Origin of the sequence: Actinomadura sp. HBU206391, from assembly GCF_014323665.1 — a bacterium.
GTDB lineage: Bacteria > Actinomycetota > Actinomycetes > Streptosporangiales > Streptosporangiaceae > Actinomadura_C.
On record NZ_JABVEB010000316.1, the window covers coordinates 1 to 5,679 of the forward strand.

7 protein-coding genes are annotated in these 5,679 nt (G+C 68.9%); 6 read left to right on the forward strand and 1 reads right to left on the reverse strand.

Features of this window, described 5'->3' with window-relative positions; all coding sequences use genetic code 11:
• The 4 genes from HKK72_RS35170 to HKK72_RS35185 all read left to right on the forward strand — a co-directional run.
• Positions 1-312, forward strand: a 312-nt coding sequence (locus HKK72_RS35170) for a Vms1/Ankzf1 family peptidyl-tRNA hydrolase (protein WP_261987505.1), incomplete at its 5' end; no start/stop codon positions are given.
• A gap of 27 nt (positions 313-339) precedes the next feature.
• Positions 340-978 carry an AIM24 family protein gene (locus tag HKK72_RS35175; protein WP_315987608.1) on the forward strand — a complete coding sequence of 213 codons (639 nt, stop codon included), beginning with the start codon at positions 340-342 and terminating at the stop codon, positions 976-978.
• Entirely contained in the window at positions 978-1,628 is a 651-nt protein-coding gene (locus HKK72_RS35180; protein WP_187238731.1) for an AIM24 family protein, read from the forward strand. Before HKK72_RS35175 ends, HKK72_RS35180 begins: the two co-directional genes overlap by 1 nt.
• A gap of 3 nt (positions 1,629-1,631) precedes the next feature.
• Positions 1,632-2,381 (forward strand): AIM24 family protein, encoded by a 750-nt coding sequence (locus HKK72_RS35185; RefSeq protein WP_187238732.1) that lies wholly within the window; start codon positions 1,632-1,634, stop codon positions 2,379-2,381.
• Between the two features lie 20 nt (positions 2,382-2,401).
• On the opposite strand, the gene HKK72_RS35190 is transcribed toward HKK72_RS35185, so the two are convergent.
• Positions 2,402-3,442 (reverse strand): DUF2330 domain-containing protein, encoded by a 1,041-nt coding sequence (locus tag HKK72_RS35190; protein ID WP_187238733.1) that lies wholly within the window; start codon positions 3,440-3,442, stop codon positions 2,402-2,404.
• A gap of 189 nt (positions 3,443-3,631) precedes the next feature.
• Between HKK72_RS35190 and HKK72_RS35195 the strand changes: the two genes are divergently transcribed.
• Positions 3,632-5,230 carry an ABC-F family ATP-binding cassette domain-containing protein gene (locus tag HKK72_RS35195; RefSeq protein ID WP_187238734.1) on the forward strand — a complete coding sequence of 533 codons (1,599 nt, stop codon included), beginning with the start codon at positions 3,632-3,634 and terminating at the stop codon, positions 5,228-5,230.
• A gap of 115 nt (positions 5,231-5,345) precedes the next feature.
• Positions 5,346-5,558, forward strand: coding sequence for a helix-turn-helix domain-containing protein (locus HKK72_RS35200; protein ID WP_012852589.1), 213 nt, complete (start codon positions 5,346-5,348; stop codon positions 5,556-5,558).
• The last annotated feature ends 121 nt before the right edge of the window (positions 5,559-5,679 follow it).

Genomic DNA, 5,679 nt, shown 5'->3' on the forward strand with positions numbered 1-5,679 from the left:
ATCGTGCGGTTCTCCGCCGGGGACGGCGCGGTGGCCGACTGCCACGTGCCGTTCCCTCCCCTGACCGGTATCGGCCTCGACGGTGGTCTGGACGTTGACCCGGGCAGCGGCCCGGACGGCGCCGCGGCCGCCGCCGCGCTGGCCGCGCACGCCCGTGCGGTGGCGGAGTTGCGCGAGGACCCGCGCCTGTCCGCCGTCTTCGACCTCGCCTCGACCGAGGCCTTCCTGACCGTCCCAGACCCCCGGCCGGCCGTGCTGGCCGGTACGCCACGACGGTTTCGCGCGGTTCGCATTCGATTGATCGACTCCTAGGCCGATCTGTCTGTATGTTGTGGCCTCGTGGCTAGATTTGGGTTGCACGGCTCAAAGATGCTCGCCGTCGAACTGGCGGGGGAGACGATCAGGGCGCTGAACGGTTCGATGGTCGCCTACGACGGCGAGATGGCCTTCAAGCGTCAGGGGATGACCGGTGGCGAGGGCCTACGCGGTGCGATCCGCCGCAGGGTCGCCGGCGAGGGCATGACACTGATGGAGATCACCGGTAAGGGCACGGTGTTCCTCGCCAGCAACGCGACCGAGATCACCTTGGTCGAGCTCGCGGGCGACACCCTGCTGGTCGAGTCCGAAAGTCTCCTGGCCCTCGACGGCCGGCTGCAGACCGGGGTGCAGTTCATCGGCTTGCGCGGCATGGGCACCGGCCAGGGACTCGCGACCACCAAGGTCGAAGGGCAGGGAACGGTGGCGATCCTGTCCGACGGGCCTGCGATCGCCCTCGAGGTGAGCCCGGGGGCGCCGCTCTGCGTCGACCCGCACGCCTACGTCGCGCACCGGGGACAGCTGCAGCAGGACGTCGTGACCGACGTCAACTGGCGCACGGTGCTCGGGCAGGGTTCCGGTGAGAGCGTGCAGTTCCGGTACCAGGGGCATGGGCTGGTCTATGTCCAGCCGGCCGAGCGCGGCGGGATTTTGGAGATCTGATGCCGGGATACACCTCGATCAACGCGAAGATGGTGCAGGTCCCGGTCGGCCACGGCCAGGAGGTCTACAGCAGGCGCGGCTCCATGCTCGCTTACGTGGGCAACGTCAACTTCGCCCCCACCGCCACGGTCGGCCAGGGGATCGGCGGCGCGATCGGCCGCCGGATGGCCGGCGAGTCCGCGCCGATGATGCACGTGACGGGCCAGGGCACCGCGATGTTCGGCCACAACGGGCTGCACGTGCAGGTCATCGAGCTGACCGGCGACTCCCTCTACGTCGAGGCCGACCGGCTGCTCCTGTACGACGCCACCCTGCAGCCGGGGACGATGTTCATGGGCGAGCAGGGCGGCGCGCGCGGTGTCCTCAGGGGCGCGGTGACCGGGCAGGGCCTGTTCACCACGACCCTCGCGGGCCACGGCACCTGCGCCGTGCTGTCCCACGGCGGCGTCATCGAACTGCCCATCACCCCGCAGCGCCCCATCCACGTGGACCCGCAGGCCTATGTCGCCCACCGGGGCCAGGTGGACAACTCGCTCACCAGCGCCCTCGGCGTGCGGGACATCATCGGCCGCGGGTCGGGCGAGGCCTTCCAGCTCCGGCTGAGCGGCACCGGCGCCGTGTACGTCCAGGCCAGCGAGAGGAAGGTCTGAGCCTTGACCAGCTCCACGTTCAACGCGGCGACGCTGCCCGTCAACGACAACATCAACCCGTACGCCTTCTCGGTGGACCTGAACGGCCAGTGGTTCACCCAGAAGGGCAAGATGATCGCCTATTACGGGCAGATCCGGTTCCAGGCGCTGTCGGCCGGCCCGCTGGACATGCTCGTCGCCCAGAGCTTCCACTCACCGCTCTACGCCCATGACTGGATCGTCGCCGAAGGCCAGGGCAAACTGCTGCTCGCCGACCGCGGCTTCGACATCAACTCCTACGACCTGGACAACGGCAACCTGACGATCCGGGCCGCCAACCTGCTGGCCTTCGAGCCGGGTCTGGAGCTCAAGCAGTCGATCATCCCGGGCTTCCTCACCCTGATCGGCACCGGCCGGTTCGTGGCCGCCTCCAACGGTCCCGTGCACTTCGTGGAGCCGCCCATCCGCGTCGACCCGCAGGCGCTGCTCGGCTGGGCCGACTGCCCGTCGCCCTGCCACCACTACGACCACAGCTATGTGCGCGGTGTGCTGGGGGCGGCGAGGATGATGTTCGGCGTCGGCGGCACCTCGGGCGAGGAGCACCAGTTCGACTTCACCGGCGAGGGCACGGTGCTCATGCAGTCCTCAGAACACGTCGCGAGCTCCGACGCGATGCTGCGTGAGCTGGAGGGCCAGGTCGGCATGCTCGGCGTTCCCGGGCTCCGGCAGCTGCACGGCACCATCTCCCAGCGGCTCGCCGCCGAACAGCAGTGACACCGGCGGCAGTGACACGCTCACGCCGCCGGGCGCCGGGGGCGTGAGCGCAAGACCACGATCGGCGTGATCACCACGACCGCCAGGAGCACCGCCCCGGCGGGCAGGAGGATCAGGCCGGCCGGGACGCCGAGCAGGCGCACGACCTCGGTCTCGTAGGTCGTCTCCCGGTAGGGCGTGTCGGCGGTGTAGCGGTAGTGGAAGTCGTCGTTGATGAGCCGCGGTGGCAGATGGCGGTTGAGGGCCTCGGTGAGGAACACCCGGCCGCCGAGGAATTGCCGCAGTCCCGGCGAGGAGACCTGAGCGGGGTCGATCCAGCCCGCGAAGGGGATCTCGTCCTGCGGGGCCCGAGACGCGACGCGTGCGACCCGATGCGGCGCCAGGACGTACAGGTGCACCGACTGCATGGACTTGGCTCGCTGGGACAGCCGCATCGGGTAGACGAGCTCACGGGTCCGGAAGCTCACGTGCAGCGGGTCCAGCTCTCCCGAGACGGTCTGCCCGGCGCCGGGATCGAGTTTCACCGCGACGTACTTCCAGCCCATCGCGACATAGGGCGCGAGCGCCTCGCCCAGCCCGGGGCTGAGGCGGTAGCCGTTGCCCTTCAGCCAGTTCGCCAGCGCCGCGGAGTCGTCCGCGGCCAGCGTCGCCACCGTGAACGGTCCCAGGTGCTTCTCGCCGAGCACGGAGACGCCGCCGGAGCCGCCCTGCGGCGCGCCCGCCCCGGCGCCGTCGCCGAACTGCGGGAACCACGTCCGCCGCCGCACCACCCGAGGCTCGGTCAGCCTGTCCAGCTCGCGGAACCACGCGCGGTCGCCGAGCCGGACCTGCGCGGCGGAGGGGGTCGGGAACAGCCACCCGGCGTCACGGACCTCTGACCTGACCGACATCCGCAGCACGATCTGCTCGGTCCCCGCCCTGTCGTCGAACCGGACGATCGAGGTCTCGTCGGCAACGTCGATCCCGGAACTTCCCCCGTGGCCGACGAACGCGCCGCAGCCGCAGGCCCATGAGGGCTGCACGAGCGCCGCTCCGGTCCAGGCCGCCAACAGTGCGATCACAGAGCTCAGGCGTATCGCAGCCCGCATCAATCACTCCCGCGCGTGGTGTCGCTTCCGATGTCACGTACACTGATCAGATGCTCCCGGACTGACAAGTCGTTCGAGCGCGCCACGGTGACATCCCCCGGGCGCGCTCTGTTGCGCCGTCGGCCTGCCAACCCTATTCCCCCAAAGCGGAGCCTCACCACTGTGATCATTGCGACCGATGTCGAGTTGCGCGCCGGATCCCGGCTGCTCATCGAAGGAGCCACCTTCCGGGTCAACCCGGGCGACCGGGTGGGCTTCGTCGGCCGTAACGGGGCCGGTAAGACCACGCTCACCCGGGTGCTCGCCGGCGAGGGGCTTCCCGCGGCGGGGACGGTGAGTCACTCCGGGACGGTGGGGTATCTCCCGCAGGACCCGCGCACCGGCGATCTCGAAGTGCTGGCGCAGGACCGGATCCTGTCCGCGCGAGGGCTCGACGAGGTCATTCGTGACCTGCGCGCGGCCGAGGAGCTCATGGCGACCACAACCGGCCACGAGCGTGATCGCGCGGTGCGGCGCTACGGGCGACTGGAGGACCGTCTGCACGTGCTCGGGGGCTACGCGGCCGAGTCCGAGGCCGCCTCGATCGCCTCGAGCCTCGGGCTGCCCGACCGGATCCTGACGCAGCCGCTGCGGACCCTGTCCGGCGGTCAGCGCCGGCGGGTCGAACTGGCCAGGATCCTGTTCTCCCGCGCGGACACGCTGCTGCTCGACGAGCCGACCAACCACCTGGACGCCGACTCGATCGCGTGGCTTCGCGACTTCCTGCGCTCCCACCAGGGCGGTCTGGTGGTCATCAGCCACGATGTCGGGCTGCTCGGCGCCGTCGTCAACCGGGTCTTTCATCTCGACGCCAACCGCAGCGTCATCGACATCTACAACGTCGGCTGGAAGACCTACCTCGAGCAGCGCGAGACCGACGAACGCCGCCGCAAGCGCGAGCGCGCCAATGCCCACCGCCAGGCGGCCACACTGCAAACACAAGCCGATCGCATGCGGGCCAAGGCCACCAAGGCCAAGGCGGCACAGCAAATGGAGCGCCGGGCCCAGCGCTTGCTTTCCGGCGTCGAAGACGAACGGCGCGCGGACAAAGTTGCCAAAATCCGCTTTCCGGATCCGGCCGCATGTGGCCGAACTCCGCTCACCGCTGAGGGTTTGTCGAAATCCTACGGATCTTTGGAGATTTTCACCGACGTCGACCTAGCCGTAGATCGGGGCAGCCGAGTCGTGATCTTGGGGCTCAACGGCGCCGGAAAGACCACGTTGCTCAGGCTTCTCGCGGGAATCGACGATCCCGATACCGGCAAGGTGATCGCCGGCCATGGTCTGCGTCTCGGCTACTACGCACAGGAGCACGAGACCCTCGATCTGACCCGGTCGGTCCTGGAGAACATGCGGACGGCCGCATCCGACCTGGCCGAGGTGGAAGTACGCAAGATCCTGGGGTCGTTCCTGTTCACCGGTGACGACGTGGAAAAGCCCGCCGGCGTGCTGTCCGGCGGGGAGAAGACCCGCCTGGCCCTCGCGACGCTCGTGGTGTCGAGCGCCAATGTGCTGCTGCTCGACGAGCCCACCAACAACCTCGATCCGGCCAGCCGTGAGGAGATCCTGGCGGCCCTCCGGACCTTCGCCGGAGCCATCGTTTTGGTGACCCACGATGAAGGTGCCGTGGAGGCGCTGCAACCGGAAAGAGTGATTTTGCTGCCAGATGGTGTTGAGGACATCTGGAGTGACGATTTTGGTGATCTGGTGGCACTCGCCTGACCTGCGCGGGATCTCCTTCGATCTTTTCTGGCGTAGTGGGTAGCCGATCCGGCCGGAATGACTGATCATGGCGGGGGATAACGCAGCGGTCACCACATCACTACGGGAGGTACTCGTGGCCGAGACCCTTAAGAAGGGCACCCGCGTGACCGGTGCCGAGCGCGACAAGCTGGCGGCGGAACTCAAAAAGAGGTACGACTCCGGCGAGAGCATTCGCGCTCTGGCTGCCGCCACCGGCCGCTCGTACGGATTCATTCACCGCATCCTCACGGAGTCCGGCGTGAATCTGCGTGGGCGCGGTGGAGCTACACGCGGTAAGAAGTCCTGACAACCACCCCCGCACGAACGCACGACACCCGATCCGCCACCGTGGCCGGCCCGTACGGCCGCGGTGGCGGGGAGGCCGGGCCACTCCGGAGTCCCCGCCACCTGGGCCGGTAAGGTCGGGC

Excerpts from the sequence above, each read along its gene's own strand:
- HKK72_RS35180 (WP_187238731.1), top strand. The coding sequence starts at position 978 with ATGCCGGGATACACCTCGATCAACGCGAAGATGGTGCAGGTCCCGGTC.